The following is a 16,214-nucleotide window of genomic DNA, read 5'->3' on the forward strand; positions in this document are numbered from 1 at the left end:
TACCATGACGCTGTTATTAAAAATACTCATTACGCTGGCAACGTTATTCTGCATCCTGCCGCTGCAGGCCACCTGTATTAAAGTCACCGCATCGTCATCTTTATCGGCCGCTGCGATTCAGGCTGGATACACGGCGGCTAGTTGGGCGGGTGCCTGTGACACCTGCAATGGCAATATCGGGCTGCCGTCGGTAATTAGCATTAATAGCGGCAATAATTTCCAGCCTGCAGGAACGCTACTGGCCAGCTCCGTAGGCAATTTTTTGACCGGAGCGACCAACGTCGCGTACTCCAGCAACCAGATCCTGTTCCGCTGCCAGTCCGCAGATGCGGGTAGCCTGTATGAAATGTACGCCACCAACGGCGATAACGCCTATACCGGCATGTATGCCGTCTCCGAAGTTGACGGCGCTTATTATGACGTGGCGAAAAACGTGGCGGTACGTATGACTAACTTGAGTACTGGTGAGTATTACAGCCGCTACTGGAAAGAGCGCAAATTAACCGCTGAAAGTTGGTTTGACGATGGCCAGTATATTTATATTCCGGCTAGCGCATTCAGCAACGTACTGTATGAAATGTATAAAATTAGCGCCACGACCTATTTTGTGTCGGCTAGTAATATGTACAAGGATGCTTATACCCAACCGCGGGGATATATGGCGTTTAAAGGCCCAGGCTTAGATACCAATAGCCTGAAGGCGGGTATGGATAGCGCCAGTTATTATTATGGCTGGCATCACCATTGGCCGGGTGCATGGAGCACCTACGGCAAAGTGACCTATGTGCGCGGTGCATTATGCCAGGTGCAGGATTACCCTTCGATGGTCTTTTTGCCTGCCATCAGCCGCAGTGAGCTGAATGCCGGGATGAGCAGTCAGGCGCCTTTTTCCGTCAGCATTGAATGCGAGGCAGGGGCGGTGTCATCGACCAATGCCTCAACCACCACCTCCGCCAATGTTGCGATGGGTTTTTTAGTTAACCAACCGACGGCGGTCAGCAGCGCGCAGACACTGCGTCTGGTTACCAGCGGCGGGGGGCTGACCTGGCTCCTCGATAACCGCTATGGCAGCCCCGGCGTGGCATCAGGCGTTGGCATTCGCATTTATAACAGCAATGGCAGCGCGATAAACCTGTTGCCCGATAGAGGGAGTTCGGGAACCGGCAATTTACGCGGCTGGTACGCTTTTAAAGATCTTACCTCTTTGGCCAGCTCGGGAACAACAAATAGCTACCGAGGTGATTTTACGGCCTCGCTTGAGGCAATTTCAGGTCAAACGATTACGGCGGGAACGGTCAATGCGCAGCTACAGGTGGTGGTCAGTTTTCAATAGTGTCATCGGTGGTGTGCTCCTATCGGTGGCGACGCAGAGTGTTGCCGCCGTCAATGTGGATCGCACGCGGGTGATCTTTACCGCCGATGAACAAGTGCAAACGCTAAATTTATCCAATGATGGCAACACGCCCATGCTGCTGCAGGTATGGACCGATAAGGGCGATCCGCAGGTGACGCCAGACCAGGTCATCACCCCTGTGGTGGTGTTGCCGCCGTTATTTAAAATGTTACCCGGCGAACTGCGCGCATTACGCATGATGCTTACCACCCGCCACGGCCTCGCCGATGATCGGGAAAGCGTGTTTTGGTTGAATATTTTCCAGATAGCGCCAATCGGCAATGATGACGCGCAGCGGCAGGAAAAGATCGCGCTGCCGCTGCGTCTGCGTTTAAAGGTCTTTATTCGCCCTCCGGGTTTATCGGCGCCGCAGCAGAAGGACGAGGAAGCGCTGCAGTTCAGCCTGGCCCGCGGCAGGCTTAACATTATCAACCCGACTGCATGGCATATGAGTCTGTCCGTAACGCTTTCGGGGCAGCCGCCGATCGGTAATCTGATGATTTCCCCGTTTGACGAACTGACGGTGCCGTTAGTGACGCCGGCGTCGCCGGCTAGCATCGTCAATTACCGGGTGATTACCGATGATGGTCATTATCGCGAATACCAAAAGCGTATTTGAGTTTCCGCAGGCGCGTACCGACAACGCCATGACCTGAGATGCACGCGAAGGTTGCCTTTTTCCGTCGCTTTATGCTTTGTTATTACGCCTATTCCATGACAAGCGCGCATTCACAGGGGAACACAGGTGCCGGAAATTAATGAGTTTGGTCAGCAGGTTAACGACCGCATAGCGGACTGGCAGGGGGCCGCTACGCTTCGTCGCGTGGCGCTCAATGGCCGGTTCTGTCGACTGGAGCCGCTGGATGCCAGCCGCCACGCTGGGGCATTATTTGATGCCTACGCACTGGGGGATGATAGCGACTGGACGTGGCTTGCTAGCACGCGACCGGAGAGTCTCGCCGCCACTGCGCATTGGCTCACTGGCAAGGTGCTGGACGACGCACTGGTCCCTTACGCGGTTATCGATTTGCAGACGGCGCGTGCGGTTGGCATCGTCAGCTATATGGCTATCGATCGGAAAATGGGCTGCGTCGAAATTGGCCACGTCACGTGGTCGCGAAAAATGAAGGATACGCCACTGGGAACAGAGGCTATCTGGCTACTGCTGAAAAACGGTTTTGCCCATGGTTACCGCCGCCTGGAGTGGAAATGTGATTCCATGAACCTGGCTTCTCGCCGTGCCGCCGAGCGCCTGGGCTTTAGCTGGGAGGGGCGTTTACGCAATAAAATGGTCCGTAAAGGGCGTACCCGCGACAGCGATATTTTGTCGATCATCAGCGATGAATGGCCAGTGCGCGATGGTCAATTACAGCGTTGGTTAGCACCGGATAATTTCGATGAGTGCGGACGGCAGCGTCAGCGGCTAGCGGCGTTTAGATAAGCTTGCCACCGTGGTAATCAGTGGAGAATCCGCGGTCTTGCTGGCAGTATGGTGGCTGATAAAACATAAGCCAGACTGACTGCATCGACGGGCCTGGATCCGCAATCACACACGCTGAGTAAAACATGACAACAGAACGTTTCTATCCGATTGGCACGCCGGGGCAACCCTGGACTGAACGCGAAAAACAGCAGTGGCAACAGAGCCAGACGCGTTTTAGACGCTATAAAAATGATGTGCTCGATGTTATCCATCAGCTCAATCACGAGTATGACATCGTTCAGTATGGTGAACTGCGCTATGGCAATGATGTTTACCCCTTGATGGCAGCAAAATCAAAAGAGTGGGATGACAATCTGCCGATTGCCCTCGTCACCGGCGGTGTTCACGGCTATGAAACGAGCGGTGTGCTGGGGGCACTGCGCTTTTTGACCGAATATAAAAATGCTTACGCAGGGCGATTAAATCTGCTGGTGGTGCCCTGCGTGAGCCCGTGGGCCTTCGAACACGTTGCCCGCTGGAACTACGAGGCTATCGACACCAACAGACAATTCTTCACCGAAGGCAAAGCGGAAGAGTCACGTTCGCTGATGGCCTTTGTCGAACCGTGGCAAGGGCGTTTTTTGGTGCACGTTGACCTGCACGAAACAACGGACACGGACGAAAGCGAATTCAGCCCCGCGCTGGCCGCCAGAGATGGCGGGCAGTATGTGCCAGACACGATCCCCGATGGTTTCTATCTGGTGAGCGATATCAATAATTCCCGGCTCGACTTCCAGGGCGCAATTATCTCGGCGGTGTCAAAAGTTACGCATATCGCGCCTGCGGACCCTCAGGGCAAGATGCTTGGCTTCCCGGTCGTCAGTCCGGGTGTGATTGAATACGACAATCATGCATATCATTTATGCTCGACAATGACCGATGCGCCGTTTACCACCACCACCGAAGTCTATCCCGATAGCGCAGAAACCTCGGCGGAAGAGTGCATTCAGGCGCAGGTGGTTGTGGTCCGCACGGCGATTGCGTTTGCGTTAGCGAATTGAGTGTATTACAGGCCGGGAGGGGGATTTTCTGGCCTGATTATTTAGCCCAGTGGAAGGGGCATATGGTGAATAGAATCCGATAAATTAATAAACACACAATTATCCGGATTTTAAATTAATTTTTGTTCTGCGAAACCGCGAGAGTTTCTACGAAATACGATTTTTGTTTTCGACGTTAAATGGCGAGCTGGTTATTAGCCTGTTGATTTTTACTTGTGGTGGATTCTTTTTGGGCATCCTCACTGACCTGCTTACCCGTTGAACTCACAGCACAAAGCGGACGTGACTGCGCAAAATATCGTTCTGCAAAACTATTTTTTCTATTAAAATCAGATTGTTAAATGTGTTTGGGTGAGGGGAGGGGTTGTAGTTCAGGTATCTTCAAGATAAAACAAAAAGATGGGGTGCTTTTTGACTGAACTAGAAGGTGGCTATGAGCAAGACAACGAAACCGGTGCTGATGCTGGTGAAAACCACAAGTTAGAAACTCATAGTTACAACCAAACTCCGCCAGTTGATGGAGTTCGGTTGGTCATTAAGAAAACACGCGTTGTCAGTCTTTCTGTATTATCAACCGTGAATAGACAGTGGATTTGCTCGGATCAGATGAAGATGATGCCATCTGATCGCTCACTTGCACTACTTTCCAGCCCTGTTTTGCCAGTTCGGGCAGGGTGCCTTTGATTCCTCCACCGCAAGTAAAAACGGTACTGTCATTAACATCATGACGCCCAGTTTCAATCGCGCCAACTTCAGGGGAGCCACAAAAGTGCGCTTCCCCGGCTGCTGCCGATGCACTCAACCCAAGCAGAACTATTACCAGCAACGATTTTTTCATCAGTTTCTCTTCTTCATTATGTTATTTGCCACAGGTAGGTAAGGACGGAATTACTAACTCAGAGACGGGAAAAACTTAAATGATTCCCAAAGACCACTATTCAGCGACACAAGCCCAACGGCTATATATGACAGCCCAACAATCGGGCTGGCATTTAACCAAAGCGTGATTCAATATAATTCAGAAAGTGAACAAGCTGTTGTCCGCAATCAGTGGGCATTTTGTATAGTCCGCGGACACTCTCGCCCATTAGGTATTACAATCTTTTCGCGGTGTTCTGCACGTTCATAAACGCAAATCGTACCCTCATCCGTATGGATTTGTTCTTTCAGAGGCAGGCTCGCCTCTTGGGCTAAAACGGGGTTGGAAACAACGAGGAGCAGCGTAAGGATACCTAACGGTCGAACTGCATTCATTATATTACTCCCATATAGAATAAGCGTTAATTCACTTCCATCACTGACTGGCGGGATGTGAGCTTACCAATAATTGGTGGTAGTTCGGTTTCACGAATCGGACGTCCCTCAACCAGACTTTTGATTCGCTGTACGCATTGGTTCAACAATGGTTCCATCGGCCAGGAAATACATGTCAGCTGCGGGTATAACTGCGTGGCCAGCGGCGAGTCTTCAAGGCTGAGCAACGACACTTCCTGCGGTACGGAAATATTGAATTCACGGAACAAGCGCATCGCTTCTGCTGCGTAAGCGTCGCGTTTCACCACAATTGCAGTGAACTTACTTAAACTGTTTATCAGAGTCAGCAGTGCACGTTCAACGTCCTCATTGGCTGTTAACACCAGTTGTCGATTAAACGGAAACGAGTAGTTTTGCAGTACATTTCGGTAACCTTCTACCATTCGTTTGCTGGCGTCATCCATATCATTATCGATAACCAGTGCGATGTTACGATGGCCTTTCCCAATCATATAGCGGCAGGCGCTCTCAGCAGCAAAAGCGAAATCATAACCTTGACTTTTCGTGTCTATGGCTGGTCGATCAAATGAGATAACGTTGTCGGCACTTTCCGGTGTAACCGGGCCAAACACCACAACGGCCGCGCATTGTCGTTGCAAATCATCCACAGAGGCGGCATGTTCAATGTCGTTATCGACATACTGGACGATCAGCGTTTTGTTGAGCAATTTCATGGCGCGTGACAGCGCGGGAAGTAAACGTGCACCACTGCTCTCATCACGTGAGGAAAGCACCACGCCGATGTGACTTGATGACTGGCTTGCCAGATTTTGCGCGGCAAAGCTCGGGCGGTAATTTAGTTCTTCAACCGCCCGTAAAACCGCTTCACGGCTCTCTTCACGTACGCCCCGGGTGCCTGTCAGCACGCGGGAAACAGTTGCTTTGGAAACATTGGCTAATCGTGATACATCATCAATCGTTGGCATAGCGTTTTCTGCGTGGTGAGTTTTCATCATCTTAACATAACCCTCCCGAAGAATCGTCCCGTCGCCTGACGCCAATGTCATGTTTCCCGTGTATTCAAACCGGGCAGCCACGCTGCACCACGTACGCCGCTGGCGTCGCCAAAGCGAGCCGGAACAATGCGTGTATGACAGGAGTTTGAAAAGAGATACGGTACAACGGCGGTTGGAAGCTCATGATAGATTCTGTCGACGTTCGACAGCCCGCCACCGAGTACAATAACCTGTGGATCCAGAATATTGATAACAGACGCGAGGCTGCGGGCAAACGCATCAATGAAATGCTGCCAGTGTGCACAAGCCTGCGGGTTTCCGTTTTCAGCTGCGTCAATAATCTCCTGTGAGGTGAGTTCACCCGGGAAGCGACGGGCAAATCCAGTGCCGGAAATAAACGTTTCAATACAGTTAAGGTTTCCGCAATAACAGGGTTGCACTGGCCCATCAAACACTGGCGTGTAAGCCGGAAGTGGGTTGTGTCCCCATTCACCTGTGATGGCGTTCGGGCCTTGCAATAAACGCTGATGAACGGCAATACCGCCACCACAGCCGGTTCCGATAATAACGCCAAAAACGGTATCCGCCTGCGCACCTGCACCGTCCACGGCTTCCGAGAGGGTGAAGCAATCTGCATCATTGGCAATCCACACCGGTTGTTGGATGCGCGTTGCCAAATCGGTTTTGAGATCGTGGCCGTTAAGTACCAGACAGTTGCAGTTTTTGATGAGTTCGGTTTGCGGGTCGATTGCACCAGGTAGCCCGATCCCTACGCTGAATGGCTCCGGGCTGACCGCGCGCGCTTCGTCAATAATCCGAGTCAGATGCAGCATAAAAGCATCATAGCTGTCTTTCTGTGTAGGCCGCCGCTGACGCCAGAGGTAGTCCCCCTGAGGTGAGAGCAGTACGGCTTCCATTTTTGTACCACCAATGTCCAATCCGAGATAGTGCATACAATCCTCTGCAAAAAAGAGAGGCCGAAGCCTCTCCGCTATCATTATGCCTGGTGCGGGCGGGTACGGTACAAGTCAATGAGTTCAGTCACTAACTCTTTGGCCAGAATGGACGTCATCAGGTGGTCCTGAGCGTGAACCATTACCAGCGTCATTTTTGTTTTTCCTTCACCTTCATCGGCTTCAATGAGCTGGGTTTGTACCAGATGCGCCTCGCGGGCATAGTGCGTTGCCTCTTTCATTCGCTCATCTGCGGATGCAAAGTCTCCGCGTTTGGCACAACCCAGCGCCTCATAACACAGGCTACGTGATTGGCCTGCATTGATGATGATGCCCATAACTTGTTCTTCTAATTCCATGTATTACCTCTGATTACGTCTGTCAGGCGGACTGCGTCGCTTCTTGCGTGTGTTCAACCGAGTTTTCATTCTCTTGCTCTAAAAGCTGTTTTTCGTAGGCTTTCAGGAATGGGAGGTACATTGCTGCCGATGTCACCATGCACATCAGACATAAAATCACTGGACTGAAACTCCAGTTTGCAGCCCATGAAGCGCCGATAGGAGCCGGTGTAGTCCACGGCGTCATTGAGACCACGCGGCTGACTAAATCGAGATCAAGCGCAAACCAGGCAAGCGTGGCGTTGACCATTGGCACCAGCACGAATGGCAGGAAAAACAGCGGGTTCATGATGATCGGCGCGCCGAACAGGATGGGTTCATTAATGTTAAAAAGCCCAGGTACTACGCCCATGCGGCCAATGGTGCGTAAATGGATGGCTTTACTGCGCAGTAAAAGGAAGGCTAGCGGTAATGTGGATCCGACGCCGCCGATCAACAGATAATGATCCCAGAAGCCCTGAACGTAGATGTGAGGGATGACTTCGCCAGCCGCCATCGCAGCCTGGTTGATAGACAGGTTTGCCATCCAGAAAGGGTTCATAATGCCGGTGACGATGAGAGCACCATGGATCCCAGCAAACCAGAGAACCTGGCATACCAGCACAGATAGCAGTACTGCAGGCAGGGTATCGGAGGCGGCAACCAGTGGTTTCACCAATGACATGATTGCTTCCGGGATAATCATGCCCAGCTGTGATTCAATAAAAAGATTGAGTGGATGCAGGGTAACGACGACGGCAAGAACCGGTACCAAAATTTCAAACGATCGTGCAACTCCGGTCGGTACTTCCGGTGGGAGGCGGATGGTAATGTTTTTCCGTTTCAGGAATGCATATAGTTCGGTGGAATATATGGCAACCAGAATGGCAGTGAAAATCCCTTGGCCGGAAAAATAGGCCGTCGAGATCTGGCCATCTTTCAGCGGTGCGGCGACCAGTAAAAAGGCCATCAATGACAGCATTCCTGCTGTCAGCGGATCCAGTTCATGGTGTTTCGCTAGGCTTGCGGCGATCCCAACTGAGATAAAGAGCGTCATAATTCCCATGCTGAAGTTAAACGGCAGCATCAGCGCATCTCGGTGATCCAGCGAGAATTTCAGCCACGCCTGTGCAAACCCCCAAGTGGTATCGGGTGAAAACGGTGGGAAAATAAATACCAGCATGAACGAACCAACGATCATAAAGGGCAGTGCGGTAATGAAACCATCGCGGATGGAGGTCACATACTTTTGTTGACCTACGGCACCTGCCATCGGTGTGATTTTCTGTTCAATGATGCTGATGAGTTTAGAGTACAGAGAGCTCATGGGATTTCCCTTAATTATTTGTTATCTATCAGGGTGAGTGCGAAATCGAGTGACCTGCTCCCCGTTGATTAATACACCGCGATGTTAGTAATGTCTTCATAAGCCACATGAGGACATCCCCATGAAGAAGCGTTTTTCCGACGAACAGATCATCAGTATTCTCTGCGAAGCGGAAGCCGGGGTTTCTGCCCGTGAACTCTGCCGTAAGCACGCCATTTCCGACGCCACGTTTTATACCTGGCGTAAGAAGTATGGCGGCATGGAAGTTCCCGAAGTTAAACGGCTCAAGTCGCTTGAAGAGGAGAACGCCCGCCTTAAGAAGCTGCTCGCTGAAGCCATGCTGGATAAGGAGGCGCTTCAGGTGGCTCTGGGCCGAAAGTTCTGACGACAGACCAGAAGCGGGAAGCTGTGGAAGCCATGTGTGAGACAACGGGTCTGTCGCAACGCCGTGCCTGCAGGCTGGCCGGTCTGTCACTTTCAACCTGCCGTTATTCGGCTCAGCGTCCGGCTGCTGACGCGCAACTGTCTTTGCGTATCACAGAGCTGGCACTTGAACGCCGTCGATTTGGTTACCGGCGTATCTGGCAGTTATTGCGTCGGGAGGGCCTTCACGTCAACCACAAGCGGGTTTACCGCATCTATCACCTTAACGGTCTGGGTGTAAAACGCAGGCGGCGCCGTAAGGGGCTGGCGACTGAACGGCTTCCGCTTCTTCGCCCGGATGCGCCGAACCTGACATGGTCGATGGATTTTGTCATGGATTCACTTGCCAGCGGCCGCCGAATTAAGTGCCTGACCTGTGTGGATGATTTCACGAAGGAGTGTCTGACGATCACCGCCGCTTTCGGGATTTCAGGTATTCAGGTCGCGCGTATTCTGGACAGCATTGCGCTGTTTCGTGGATATCCTGAGACGATAAGAACCGATCAGGGCCCGGAATTTACCTGCCGCGCGCTGGATCAATGGGCCTTTGAACATAGTGTTGAGTTGCGCTTAATCCAGCCGGGCAAGCCAACGCAGAACGGATTTATTGAGAGTTTCAATGGTCGCTTTCGGGATGAATGCCTGAATGAGCACTGGTTCAGCGGTATTCTACATGCCCGGGAAATCATTAGTGACTGGCGGCAGGATTATAACGAGTGTCGACCACATTTATCACTGAATTACCTGACGCCGGCTGAATTTGCAGCGGGCTGGCGAAACGGGAAATATGAAGAAAAACCAACCGACATTACTAACTGAAGGTTGTATCTAATTCTGGGGGCAGGTCAGTACAGCTCCATTTGGTTGATGAGTACAATTGTACTCACCCCCTGGAGGGCGATCAAATTGCTGTACTCACCACTGTACTCACTTTCATGTGCGCTGCTATGAGACGATTAGAGTGCTACAGATATAAAAAATCCACGCAAGTGCGTGGATTTTAAGTTTGTTTTTTGTTCTGTGAGACAATGAGAGTCTCTACGAAACAAGGCTGACCGTTTTAGACGTTAAACAGGAAGTTCATCACATCGCCATCTTTAACGATGTAATCTTTGCCTTCTGCACGCATCTTGCCGGCTTCTTTCGCGCCTTGCTCACCTTTGTAGGTGATGAAGTCTTCAAACGCGATGGTCTGCGCGCGGATAAAGCCTTTTTCGAAGTCGGTGTGGATTTTACCGGCCGCCTGCGGAGCGGTGGCGCCAACAGGGATGGTCCATGCACGTACTTCTTTCACGCCAGCGGTGAAGTAAGTTTGCAGGCTCAGCAGTTCGTACCCGGCGCGGATCACGCGGTTCAGGCCTGGCTCTTCCAGACCCATTTCAGCCATGAATTCGTCACGGTCTGCATCATCGAGCTCGGCGATATCGGCTTCTACAGCGGCGCAAACGGCGACTACCACGGAGCCTTCCGCAGCGGCGATTTCACGCACTTTGTCGAGGTACGGGTTATTTTCAAAACCGTCTTCGTTAACGTTAGCGATATACATGGTTGGCTTCAGGGTCAGGAAGCTCAGGTATTTGATGGCCGCCTTATCTTCGTCGGTCAGGGTTTTCAGCGCGCGCAGCATGCCGGCGTTTTCCAGCTGTGGCAGGCATTTTTCCAGTGCCGCCAGCTCCGCTTTTGCGTCTTTATCGCCGCCTTTGGCTTTCTTCTGTACGCGGTGAATGGCACGCTCGCAGGTATCGAGGTCAGACAGCGCCAGCTCGGTGTTGATTACGTCAATATCATCGGCCGGGTCAACTTTGTTGTTCACGTGGATGATGTTGTCGTTTTCGAAGCAGCGAACCACGTGACCGATCGCTTCGGTTTCACGAATGTTGGTCAGGAACTGGTTGCCCAGGCCTTCACCTTTGGATGCGCCTTTTACCAGGCCCGCGATATCAACGAATTCCATGGTGGTTGGCAGAATGCGCTGTGGCTTGACGATTTCTGCCAGCTGATCCAGACGCGGATCGGGCATCGGAACAACACCGGTGTTCGGCTCGATAGTACAGAACGGGAAGTTTGCCGCTTCAATACCCGCTTTAGTGAGCGCGTTGAACAGGGTGGATTTGCCTACGTTTGGCAAACCAACGATACCGCATTTGAATCCCATGTTTAAATCACCTTAATCTTTTGATTTCCAACCTGTTATCTCAAACAGATTGTAGAAAAGTAAATAACTCTGCCTATTATACACGTCATACGGGAAAAATACCGTATGCACTTTACCCTTCAAGCGCAGCCCGCGCCGTCGGCGATCGCTTCGTTTCGGCACCGGGGCCGAACTCGTCGTGAAAGCGGCGCAAAGGATTTGTGTATCGCTGGATACTTATTGCGCTTTAAAAGCATGTAAGCGGTTGGTGGCTTTGGTCAGGCCGTCTTTCAGCCAAACCTCGGTGCAGCGCGCCGCTTCGTCTACCGCATCGTCGATAAGCTTCTGTTCTGCCGGCTGGGGTTTTCCCAGAACGAATCCGACAACTTTACTTTTATCGCCCGGATGACCGATTCCGATGCGTAAGCGGTGAAAATTGGGGTTATTCCCCAATTTGCTGATGATATCTTTTAGCCCGTTGTGGCCGCCGTGGCCGCCGCCGAGCTTAAATTTTGCCACCCCTGGCGGCAGATCCAGCTCATCGTGCGCCACCAGAATTTCATCTGGATTAATACGATAGAAGGTCGCCAGTGCCGCAACGGCTTTGCCGCTAAGGTTCATAAAGGTGGTTGGCACCAGCAGACGAACATCTTCTCCGGCCATATTAATGCGGGAGGTGTAGCCAAAAAATTTACTCTCTTCGCGCAGCGGGGCGCGAAAGCGCTCTGCGAGCAAATCGACATACCAGGCACCCGCGTTGTGGCGCGTTTGCGCGTACTCTGCACCGGGGTTGGCCAGGCCGACAATCAGTTTAATCGTCACGTAGTTATTCCTGAGTGGGCAATCTTTCCGGCGGCTAGTTTACGTCGTGGCAGCGCTGTTGACAAAAATTAGCGGCGAAAGGGGAGAAAATGGAATAGTTCAAAAAGGTAATAATATTGATTTGATGTATTTCAGTAACTTAAATGTAAAGTTTTGTTGATTATATGTGCTCATTTGTGATCGGAGGCGCAATTATATTTGGTGGTGTTGTCTATACTTTACACACTAGGAATAGGGATATATCCCTAAACCCGCAGCCAATCTACGGAGGTGACACTATGAAACGCAAAAACGCTTCGTTACTCGGTAATGTGCTTATGGGGTTAGGCTTGATCGTGATGGTCGTCGGCGTCGGTTATTCTATTTTAAACCAGTTGCCGCAACTTAACCTGCCGCAGTTTTTTGCACACGGTGCGATTCTCAGCATCTTCGTCGGCGCCGTTCTTTGGTTAACCGGGGCACGTGTCGGTGGACATGAGCGCATCAGCGACAGATATTGGTGGGTGCGTCATTACGACAAACGCTGCCGTCGCAACGACAACACTTCACATCGCCACAGCTGAATGAACGCTCCCAAAGGAGCCTGAGGAATTATAGACAAAGTCCCGGTCGAAAGGCCGGGACTTTGTTTTTCGGTCAGTTCAAATCTGCGTAAATGATTTCGGCTATTCGAACAGGCGCTGATGTAACGCTTTGACCGCGCTGTCGGCCACATCGCCAGGCAGCAGGAAGCACAGGTTGTTACTCGATGCGCCGTGGCAAATCATTCGTACCGCATGCTCATCAAAGCGGGCGAAGACATCTTTACACACGCTGGACGCTTGGGTCAGTTGATTGCCGATCAGCGTGATCAGTGCCAGTCCGGTTTCCACTTCAACGCGGCAGTGCGAGGACAGGGCGGTGAATAACGCCGTCGTCAGCGTGGGATCTTCGCCGGATGTGGCATTGGTCGAGTCCAGCGCCAGCGCAATGCTGTTTTCTGAGGTTGTGACCAGATCTGCCGCCACCGTATGTTGTTCTAATAGGGCAAAAATCTGCGCTAAAAAGCGGTAGGATGGCTGCGCATTCAGGCTGTGCAAGCGAACCAGCGTCTGCTTACGTCGCACCGCTACGGCGCGGTAGCTCGGCGGATTTTCGGTGGTGCAACAGACCAGCGTGCCGCCGGCGGCAGTATCTTTACTGGAGCCGACAAATACCGGAATATTTTTGCGCATGGCGGGCATCAAGGTTGCCGGATGCAGAACTTTGGCGCCGTAAGCCGCCATGTCGCTGGCTTCTGAAAATGAGATGCTATCGATGCGTTTGGCTTTTGGCGCAATGCGCGGGTCGGTAGTATAGATCCCGGCGACATCGGTCCAGATATCCACGCGCGCCGCATGCAGCGCCTCCCCCAACAGGGACGCAGTATAATCGCTGCCGCCACGACCAAGGGTTGTTGTATGCCCCGACTCATCGCGGCCAATAAAACCTTGGGTAATCATGATGGCCTGCTCAATACGCGGACGCAGATGCAGTTCCGCGAGTTCAGCCAGCGTGGTGACATCAGGCTCCGCGCAGCCGTAGTTGGAATCGGTGCGCATCACGCTACGCGCGTCAAACCAGCTGGCTTCCACGCCGCGTTCACGCAAAACTTCGGTGAAAAGCAGGCTCGACATCAACTCCCCATGGCTGACCAGTTCATCGCTCAAAGCAGTTGACGGAGACGTCATCGCAATATGCGCAAGGCGGCCTATATTTTCGAGGAGATTATCAATTTCCGTGCTGATGATGGATGGGTTCTTCAGGCGAGAAATAATGTTGTACTGGATAGTGCGGAGTGTCTCAAGCTTATCGAATTGCAGATGACTTTCCAGACCTTCAGAAAGCTCCACCAACAAGTTTGTGACGCCTGCCGAGGCCGACAGAACCACTAAACGAACATTTGGATCGGCAAGGACAATGCTGGCGCTGCGATTCATTGCATCAAAATCAGCAACGCTAGTGCCGCCAAATTTGGCAACGATGAACTGTGGATAAATGCGAGTCATAACAATCTCATATCAGGGCGCCATAAATACATGGCTAGAAAATTTTCATTCTCGGCATAAGGGAAGATCTCTTCGCCTTACGAAATGTCCGCCCGCGAACACTTCTAATGACAACCCAGGAAATACTTCCTGTTGTCGATAACGAGTTTCGCCTGTCGCTCGTTACCGGGGAATGCGCATTAACTGTTTATTCACAGAGTATGTAAATAAGCGCGCCATACTAAGTGATTTATCCTTAGGGATCGACTTATTTATTTTAATTAACCATAAACAAGTCAAAGATCGTGCTTTAACTAAAGAGACCCTACGCTATTAACGGTAAAAACGTGTAAAAGATTAATAAAACCCTGTCAACGCGATGGATTTCATTAGATTGTCCGCATTGTAGCCAACTGTTGCTGTTTAAGATAAATGGTAACAATTTTTGGTAAAATCATTGTTGGTGATCTTTTGTTAATCATTGATTTTAAAGGGATTAAAGTTGTAAAAAAGCGTTTAAAAATAAATGATTGAGTCCATGCTTAAAACAACATATATTAGCCGCGTTTTTTTACAGGCAATCCTTTTAACCATTTATTCAATCGGGCGCAAATCTACGCCTGCTTGTAGGAGTGATATGATGACGGATAAAGTCCGTATTGATACTTTAAATGCTAATTCATTACCGCAAAGCAATGATACCTTTTTAGCAAGACAAGCTGAGTTTGAATCTAATGTCAGAAGCTATCCACGTAAACTGCCATTGGCTATTGCCAAAGCGCAGGGCGTCTGGATTACTGATGTTGAAAATAATCAATATCTTGATTGTCTGGCAGGTGCCGGTACCCTGGCGCTTGGTCATAATCATCCCGATGTGCTTCAAAGCATTCAAAGTGTCATCTCCAGTGGCCTACCGTTACATACACTCGATCTTACTACGCCATTAAAAGATGAATTTTCATCTTATTTACTCTCTTTATTACCGGGACAGGGCAAAGAGTATTGCCTGCAGTTCACCGGCCCATCCGGTGCAGATGCCGTTGAAGCGGCACTGAAACTGGCGAAGAAAGTCACCGGCCGTTCCAGCATTATCAGCTTCTCCGGCGGTTACCATGGGATGACCCATGGCGCACTGTCCGTGACCGGCAACCTGTCGCCAAAAGAAGCCGTCAGCAACATGATGGCAGAAGTTCAGTTCATGCCTTATCCGCATGAATACCGCTGCCCGCTGGGTATCGGTGGCGAAGCCGGCGTTAAGGCGCTGACCTACTACTTTGAAAACCTGATCAACGACGTTGAAAGCGGCGTGCGTAAACCTGCGGCAGTGATCCTTGAAGCCGTTCAGGGCGAAGGCGGCGTGAACCCGGCTCCGGTCGAGTGGCTGCAGCGTATTCGCAAAGTGACTCAGGAACATGGCATCCTGCTGATTATCGATGAAGTTCAGGCCGGCTTTGCCCGTACCGGTAAGCTGTTCGCCTTTGAACACGCGGGTATTGAGCCAGACATTATCGTGATGTCCAAAGCTGTAGGTGGCGGTCTGCCACTGGCCGTTCTGGGGATTAAAAAGCAGTTCGATGCGTGGGCGCCGGGTCACCATACCGGTACCTTCCGCGGCAACCAGCTGGCAATGGCCACTGGTTTGACGACGCTGAAGATCCTCAAAGACGACAAAATTGCCGACAAAGTTGCCGCCCAGGGCGAGTGGCTGAAAGGCAAACTGGCAGAACTGCAGAAGCGCTATCCGGTTATCGGCCAGGTTCGCGGCCTGGGTCTGATGATTGGTCTCGAAATCGTGAAACCTAACGAAGCGCAGGATCACATGGGCTGCTATCCGGCCGATGGCGAACTGTCTGCTCTGCTGCAGAAAAAATGCTTCGAATCCGGTCTGATTCTGGAGCGCGGTGGGCGTAACGGTTGCGTACTGCGTCTGCTGCCTTCGCTGCTGATCACCAATGAAGAGCTGGAAATCTTCCTCGATAAATTTGAAAACGCCTTGCTGGGCGCTGGCGTGAAGCCGGTTTAACG

At 51.4% G+C, this 16,214-nt stretch carries 15 protein-coding genes; 7 read left to right on the forward strand and 8 right to left on the reverse strand.

Features of this window, described 5'->3' with window-relative positions; genetic code table 11:
* Positions 1 to 4: 4 nt before the first annotated feature.
* From stbD to KCR01S_RS06365, 4 genes are all read left to right on the forward strand, one after another.
* Positions 5 to 1,333, forward strand: coding sequence for a fimbrial usher protein StbD (gene stbD, locus KCR01S_RS06350; protein ID WP_061281240.1), 1,329 nt, complete (start codon positions 5 to 7; stop codon positions 1,331 to 1,333).
* Positions 1,299 to 2,012, forward strand: coding sequence for a fimbrial assembly chaperone (locus KCR01S_RS06355; protein ID WP_061281244.1), 714 nt, complete (start codon positions 1,299 to 1,301; stop codon positions 2,010 to 2,012). Before stbD ends, KCR01S_RS06355 begins: the two co-directional genes overlap by 35 nt.
* A gap of 126 nt (positions 2,013 to 2,138) precedes the next feature.
* Positions 2,139 to 2,834, forward strand: a complete 696-nt coding sequence (locus KCR01S_RS06360) for a GNAT family N-acetyltransferase (RefSeq protein WP_061281247.1) — start codon at positions 2,139 to 2,141, stop codon at positions 2,832 to 2,834.
* 125 nt (positions 2,835 to 2,959) lie between these two features.
* On the forward strand, positions 2,960 to 3,877 hold the full coding sequence (locus KCR01S_RS06365) for a M14 family metallopeptidase (protein ID WP_061281249.1): 918 nt from the start codon (positions 2,960 to 2,962) through the stop codon (positions 3,875 to 3,877).
* Between the two features lie 553 nt (positions 3,878 to 4,430).
* Here KCR01S_RS06365 and KCR01S_RS06370 read toward each other — a convergent pair.
* The 5 genes from KCR01S_RS06370 to KCR01S_RS06390 form a co-directional block, all read right to left on the reverse strand.
* The gene (locus KCR01S_RS06370; RefSeq protein WP_061281253.1) at positions 4,431 to 4,715 is read right to left on the reverse strand and encodes a hypothetical protein; all 285 of its coding nucleotides are present in this window, start codon (positions 4,713 to 4,715) and stop codon (positions 4,431 to 4,433) included.
* Between the two features lie 442 nt (positions 4,716 to 5,157).
* Positions 5,158 to 6,117 carry a LacI family DNA-binding transcriptional regulator gene (locus KCR01S_RS06375; RefSeq protein ID WP_061281524.1) on the reverse strand — a complete coding sequence of 320 codons (960 nt, stop codon included), beginning with the start codon at positions 6,115 to 6,117 and terminating at the stop codon, positions 5,158 to 5,160.
* Between the two features lie 77 nt (positions 6,118 to 6,194).
* Positions 6,195 to 7,100, reverse strand: coding sequence for an ROK family protein (locus KCR01S_RS06380; protein WP_061281256.1), 906 nt, complete (start codon positions 7,098 to 7,100; stop codon positions 6,195 to 6,197).
* 44 nt (positions 7,101 to 7,144) lie between these two features.
* Positions 7,145 to 7,459 carry a PTS lactose/cellobiose transporter subunit IIA gene (locus KCR01S_RS06385; RefSeq protein ID WP_061281259.1) on the reverse strand — a complete coding sequence of 105 codons (315 nt, stop codon included), beginning with the start codon at positions 7,457 to 7,459 and terminating at the stop codon, positions 7,145 to 7,147.
* A gap of 22 nt (positions 7,460 to 7,481) precedes the next feature.
* Positions 7,482 to 8,804: a PTS sugar transporter subunit IIC gene (locus KCR01S_RS06390; protein ID WP_061281262.1), complete on the reverse strand. Its 1,323-nt coding sequence runs from the start codon at positions 8,802 to 8,804 to the stop codon at positions 7,482 to 7,484.
* A gap of 121 nt (positions 8,805 to 8,925) precedes the next feature.
* Between KCR01S_RS06390 and KCR01S_RS06400 the strand changes: the two genes are divergently transcribed.
* A protein-coding gene (locus tag KCR01S_RS06400; protein ID WP_156478748.1) for an IS3 family transposase occupies positions 8,926 to 10,046 on the forward strand; the annotation gives its coding sequence in 2 pieces (ribosomal slippage) (positions 8,926 to 9,184 and positions 9,184 to 10,046; 1,122 coding nt in all).
* A gap of 241 nt (positions 10,047 to 10,287) precedes the next feature.
* On the opposite strand, the gene ychF is transcribed toward KCR01S_RS06400, so the two are convergent.
* Together ychF and pth are read right to left on the reverse strand one after the other, a co-directional pair.
* The gene (ychF, locus tag KCR01S_RS06405) at positions 10,288 to 11,382 is read right to left on the reverse strand and encodes a redox-regulated ATPase YchF (protein WP_061281272.1); all 1,095 of its coding nucleotides are present in this window, start codon (positions 11,380 to 11,382) and stop codon (positions 10,288 to 10,290) included.
* A gap of 216 nt (positions 11,383 to 11,598) precedes the next feature.
* On the reverse strand, positions 11,599 to 12,183 hold the full coding sequence (gene pth, locus KCR01S_RS06410) for an aminoacyl-tRNA hydrolase (protein WP_061281274.1): 585 nt from the start codon (positions 12,181 to 12,183) through the stop codon (positions 11,599 to 11,601).
* Positions 12,184 to 12,461: 278 nt separating this feature from the next.
* Here pth and ychH point away from each other — a divergent pair, with 278 nt between their 5' ends.
* Positions 12,462 to 12,746 carry a stress-induced protein YchH gene (gene ychH, locus KCR01S_RS06415; protein WP_061281277.1) on the forward strand — a complete coding sequence of 95 codons (285 nt, stop codon included), beginning with the start codon at positions 12,462 to 12,464 and terminating at the stop codon, positions 12,744 to 12,746.
* A 102-nt stretch (positions 12,747 to 12,848) separates the two neighbouring features.
* Here the strand turns inward: ychH and lysC are convergent, their stop codons facing one another.
* The gene (lysC, locus tag KCR01S_RS06420; protein WP_061281280.1) at positions 12,849 to 14,210 is read right to left on the reverse strand and encodes a lysine-sensitive aspartokinase 3; all 1,362 of its coding nucleotides are present in this window, start codon (positions 14,208 to 14,210) and stop codon (positions 12,849 to 12,851) included.
* A gap of 616 nt (positions 14,211 to 14,826) precedes the next feature.
* On the opposite strand from lysC, the gene KCR01S_RS06425 reads away from it, so the two are divergent.
* The gene (locus tag KCR01S_RS06425; RefSeq protein WP_112203985.1) at positions 14,827 to 16,212 is read left to right on the forward strand and encodes a diaminobutyrate--2-oxoglutarate transaminase; all 1,386 of its coding nucleotides are present in this window, start codon (positions 14,827 to 14,829) and stop codon (positions 16,210 to 16,212) included.
* Positions 16,213 to 16,214 lie beyond the last annotated feature (2 nt).

Origin of the sequence: Kluyvera cryocrescens NBRC 102467, from assembly GCF_001571285.1 — a bacterium.
Taxonomy (GTDB): Bacteria; Pseudomonadota; Gammaproteobacteria; order Enterobacterales; family Enterobacteriaceae; genus Kluyvera; species Kluyvera cryocrescens.

Bases quoted from the DNA above. Each gene is read 5' to 3' on its own strand.
- stbD (WP_061281240.1), top strand. From the start codon at position 5: ATGACGCTGTTATTAAAAATACTCATTACGCTGGCAACGTTATTCTGC.
- KCR01S_RS06355 (WP_061281244.1), top strand. From the start codon at position 1,299: ATGCGCAGCTACAGGTGGTGGTCAGTTTTCAATAGTGTCATCGGTGGT.
- KCR01S_RS06365 (WP_061281249.1), top strand. From the start codon at position 2,960: ATGACAACAGAACGTTTCTATCCGATTGGCACGCCGGGGCAACCCTGG.
- KCR01S_RS06370 (WP_061281253.1), bottom strand. From the start codon at position 4,715: ATGAAAAAATCGTTGCTGGTAATAGTTCTGCTTGGGTTGAGTGCATCG.
- KCR01S_RS06375 (WP_061281524.1), bottom strand. From the start codon at position 6,117: ATGCCAACGATTGATGATGTATCACGATTAGCCAATGTTTCCAAAGCA.
- KCR01S_RS06380 (WP_061281256.1), bottom strand. From the start codon at position 7,100: ATGCACTATCTCGGATTGGACATTGGTGGTACAAAAATGGAAGCCGTA.
- KCR01S_RS06385 (WP_061281259.1), bottom strand. From the start codon at position 7,459: ATGGAATTAGAAGAACAAGTTATGGGCATCATCATCAATGCAGGCCAA.
- KCR01S_RS06390 (WP_061281262.1), bottom strand. From the start codon at position 8,804: ATGAGCTCTCTGTACTCTAAACTCATCAGCATCATTGAACAGAAAATC.
- ychF (WP_061281272.1), bottom strand. From the start codon at position 11,382: ATGGGATTCAAATGCGGTATCGTTGGTTTGCCAAACGTAGGCAAATCC.
- ychH (WP_061281277.1), top strand. From the start codon at position 12,462: ATGAAACGCAAAAACGCTTCGTTACTCGGTAATGTGCTTATGGGGTTA.
- lysC (WP_061281280.1), bottom strand. From the start codon at position 14,210: ATGACTCGCATTTATCCACAGTTCATCGTTGCCAAATTTGGCGGCACT.
- KCR01S_RS06425 (WP_112203985.1), top strand. From the start codon at position 14,827: ATGATGACGGATAAAGTCCGTATTGATACTTTAAATGCTAATTCATTA.